Source organism: Burkholderia sp. E168m23, assembly GCF_016586125.1.
In the GTDB taxonomy this organism is placed as follows: Bacteria; Pseudomonadota; Gammaproteobacteria; order Burkholderiales; family Burkholderiaceae; genus Burkholderia; species Burkholderia orbicola.
This window is the reverse complement of sequence record NZ_BCPP01000874.1, coordinates 1-3,039: the sequence shown is the minus strand read 5'-3', so window position 1 is coordinate 3,039 and position 3,039 is coordinate 1. Positions and strand designations below refer to the sequence as shown.

Annotated in this window: 4 protein-coding genes; 1 reads left to right on the top strand and 3 read right to left on the bottom strand. The window is 67.2% G+C overall.

Features of this window, described 5'->3' with window-relative positions; genetic code table 11:
* The 3 genes from JMF90_RS31165 to JMF90_RS31155 all read right to left on the bottom strand — a co-directional run.
* Positions 1-329, bottom strand: a 329-nt coding sequence (locus tag JMF90_RS31165; protein WP_201325880.1) for an ABC transporter permease subunit, incomplete at its 3' end; no start/stop codon positions are given.
* Positions 326-1,015, bottom strand: coding sequence for an ABC transporter permease (locus tag JMF90_RS31160; RefSeq protein ID WP_006489645.1), 690 nt, complete (start codon positions 1,013-1,015; stop codon positions 326-328). The genes JMF90_RS31165 and JMF90_RS31160, both read right to left, overlap by 4 nt.
* Before the next feature lie 226 nt (positions 1,016-1,241).
* Positions 1,242-2,024, bottom strand: coding sequence for an ABC transporter substrate-binding protein (locus JMF90_RS31155; protein ID WP_011545930.1), 783 nt, complete (start codon positions 2,022-2,024; stop codon positions 1,242-1,244).
* Positions 2,025-2,389: 365 nt separating this feature from the next.
* Here JMF90_RS31155 and JMF90_RS31150 point away from each other — a divergent pair.
* A partial coding sequence (locus JMF90_RS31150) for a pirin family protein (RefSeq protein ID WP_201325879.1) occupies positions 2,390-3,039 on the top strand: 650 nt, incomplete at its 3' end.

Genomic DNA, 3,039 nt, shown 5'->3' with positions numbered 1-3,039 from the left:
GTGAACGCGAGCAGCGTGCAGTGCATCCCGTCGCGGAAAAACGCATCGAGCATCGGCGTGCCGCGCACGGCCTGCAGGCTGTAGAGGCCCGTGTAGCAGAGCAGCAGCTGCACGTAGAGCGGCGTGCCGCGGAACACGTACGTGTACAGCCATACGGCGCCCGACAGCCACTTCCGCTTCGACACGCGCGCGACGGCGAGCGGCACCGACAGGCAGAAGCCGAGGCCGATCGACACGACCAGCAGCCACAGCGTGATCGCGACACCGGTGATGCGATAGCCGTCGGTGTACAGATAGTTGCGCCAGTATTCTTGGATGAGTTCGATCATAGGTCAGCCTTGCGGACACCGGTCGAGTAGCGCTTTTCGAGCCACATCAGCACGAAGTTCGAGATCGTCGTGATGGCGAGGTAGACCGCTCCCGCGATCAGCGTGAAGAAGAAGAACCGCAGCGTGCCCTTGCCGGCGTCCTGCGACGCCTTCACGACGTCGGCCAGGCCGATGATCGACACGAGCGCGGTCGACTTCACGAGCACCTGCCAGTTGTTGCCGATGCCCGGCAGCGCGAAGCGCATCATCTGCGGGAACATGATCCGCGTGAACACCTGCCAGTTCGTCATCCCGTAGGCGCTGCCGGCCTCGAGCTGGCCGCGCGGCACCGACAGGAACGCGCCGCGGAACGTCTCGGTGAAGTACGCGCCGTAGATGAAGCCGAGCACGAGCACGCCGGCGAGGAACGGGTCGATGTCGATCTGGTCCCAGCCGAGCGCGTCGGTCGCCATGTTCAGCCAGATCTGCAGGCTGTAGAACAGCAGCAGCATCAGCACGAGATCGGGTACGCCGCGGATCAGCGTCGTGTAGACGGTGCCGACGCCGTTCGTCACGCGGTTGCGCGACAGCTTCGCGCCGGCGCCGAGCAGCCCCAGCAGGAACGACAGCGCAAGCGAAAGCACCGCCAGTTTGACGGTTTGCCAGGTGCCGGCGAGGATCAGCGGGCCGTAGCCTTGTAGAAACATATGTGGTCCCTGGTGTGGTCCCTGACGGTGCACGTCGTGCGCCGCGAAAGACGCGCCCGCCAAGCTGCGCGGAACGCCCCGTGCGTATCATGACCGTCCGCCCCGGCAACGGTGCCGGGCGAGCCCGTCGCGCGAACGGCGGGCAAGGGGGCGGGCGGCGCGTGGTTGACTGCCTGTACTGCCCGGACGCGGGGCCGCCCCCGCATCCGCTGCTGCTTGTCGACGTTCAGCGGGCCGGCGCCGAGTAGACGCTGAACGAGAAGTACTTGTGCGACAGCCGGTCGTACGTACCGTCCTTGTGCATGTCGGCCAGCGCCTGGTTGATTCTCAGCTTCAGGTCGGTATCTTCCTTGCGCAGGCCGATCGCGGTGCCGTCGCCGATCGTCTTCGGATCCTTCACTTCCGGCCCGGCGAACGCGAAGCCCTTGCCGCGCGGCGTGCGCAGGAAGCCGTAGTCGGCCTGCAGTTCATCCTGCAGCGTCGCGTCGAGGCGGCCCGTGCCGAGATCGGCATAGACCTGGTCCTGGTTCTGGTAAGGAACGATCGTCACGCCCTGCGGTTCCCAGTACGCCTTCGCGTAGGTTTCCTGCGTGGAGCCCTGCTCGACGCCGACGCGCTTGCCCTTGAGCGACGCGACCGTCGGCAGCAGCGGCGAGCCGGTTTTCGCGATCATCCGCGCGGGTGCGTCGTACACCTTGTCGGAGAAGTCGATCTGCTCGCGACGCTTGTCCGTCACGGTCAGCGACGACACGATGACGTCGTACTTCTTCGCCTTCAGCGCCGGGATGATCCCGTCGAGATCCTGCGCCACCCACACGCACTTCACGTTGATCCGCTTGCAGATTTCCTTGGTGAGATCGACGTCGAAACCGACGATCTCGCCGCTCGGCGCGGTCGACTCGAACGGCGGGTAGCTGGCATCGACGCCGATCCGCACGGTCTTCCACTCCTTCGCGAAGGCGCTGCCCGCCACGAGGGCGAGGGCGGCGCACAGGGCGGCCTTCTTCATTTCCATCCTTCTGTTGCTGACTTTCCGGGGGCGCTCGCGGCCGGTCGAACCGGGCGCCGCGGCGTATTCTAGACGGCCAAAAATCGCCGATCGGCGCTCTGGCGTTGGCGACCGCCGGAAGGGCGAACGCCAAAAGGGCGGTATTTTACCCGAACGCGATACCCGGAAAACGGCAATCCGGCGCGGTCGACCGATTCCTCGATTCGGCTGTTGCGGCAATCGAGGTATTCGCAACGAATATTTCGGCAATTGGTTGTGCGGGTGCAACGATGCGGTGCGCGGGCGGCGGATTGTGGCGCTGCCGGCCTCCCCTTACAGTGGAGGTAAACCCGAACAGAACATCCGCGCCCCGAGCGTCCGCCCCAATGTTCCAGATCCTGCGCGCCGAAGACCGCTGCCGCACGCACCACGGCTGGCTCGAATCGAGTCACAGCTTTTCGTCCGTCTGCCGCGACGGGCATGCGCCGGTGCGTCCGCCCGTCGGCGCGCTGTGCGTGCTGAGCGAGGACCGGATCGCGCCGACGCGCGGTTTCGGGATGCAGCCGCGCCGCGACGTCGAAATCCTCACCTACGTGCTGGATGGCGAGCTCGCGCACCGCGACAGCCTTGGCTGCGGCGCGATCGTCCGGACTGGCGGCATTCAGCGGATGAGCGCCGGCACGGGGCTCGTGCACAGCGAAACCAACGCGTCGCGCGACCGGCCGCTGCATCTGCTGCAGATCTGGCTGCAGCCGGCCGAACGGGGCGGGCGGCCCGGCTACGAGGAACGGCGTTTCGCCGATGACGAGAAGCGCGGCCGGCTGAGGCTCGTCGCGGCGCCCGACGGCGGCGACGGCGCGCTGTCGGTGCGGGCCGACGCCCGCATCTTCGCGGGGCTGATCGACGGCGACGAGACGGCGGCGTTCGACGTGCCGGCCGGACGCAGCATCTACGTGCACGTCGTGCGCGGCGAGGTCGAGGTCAACGGCCGCGCGCTGGCGGCCGGCGACGGCGCGCGGATCGGCGGCGTGGATGC

Excerpts from the sequence above, each read along its gene's own strand:
- JMF90_RS31155 (WP_011545930.1), bottom strand. The coding sequence starts at position 2,024 with ATGAAGAAGGCCGCCCTGTGCGCCGCCCTCGCCCTCGTGGCGGGCAGC.
- JMF90_RS31160 (WP_006489645.1), bottom strand. The coding sequence starts at position 1,015 with ATGTTTCTACAAGGCTACGGCCCGCTGATCCTCGCCGGCACCTGGCAA.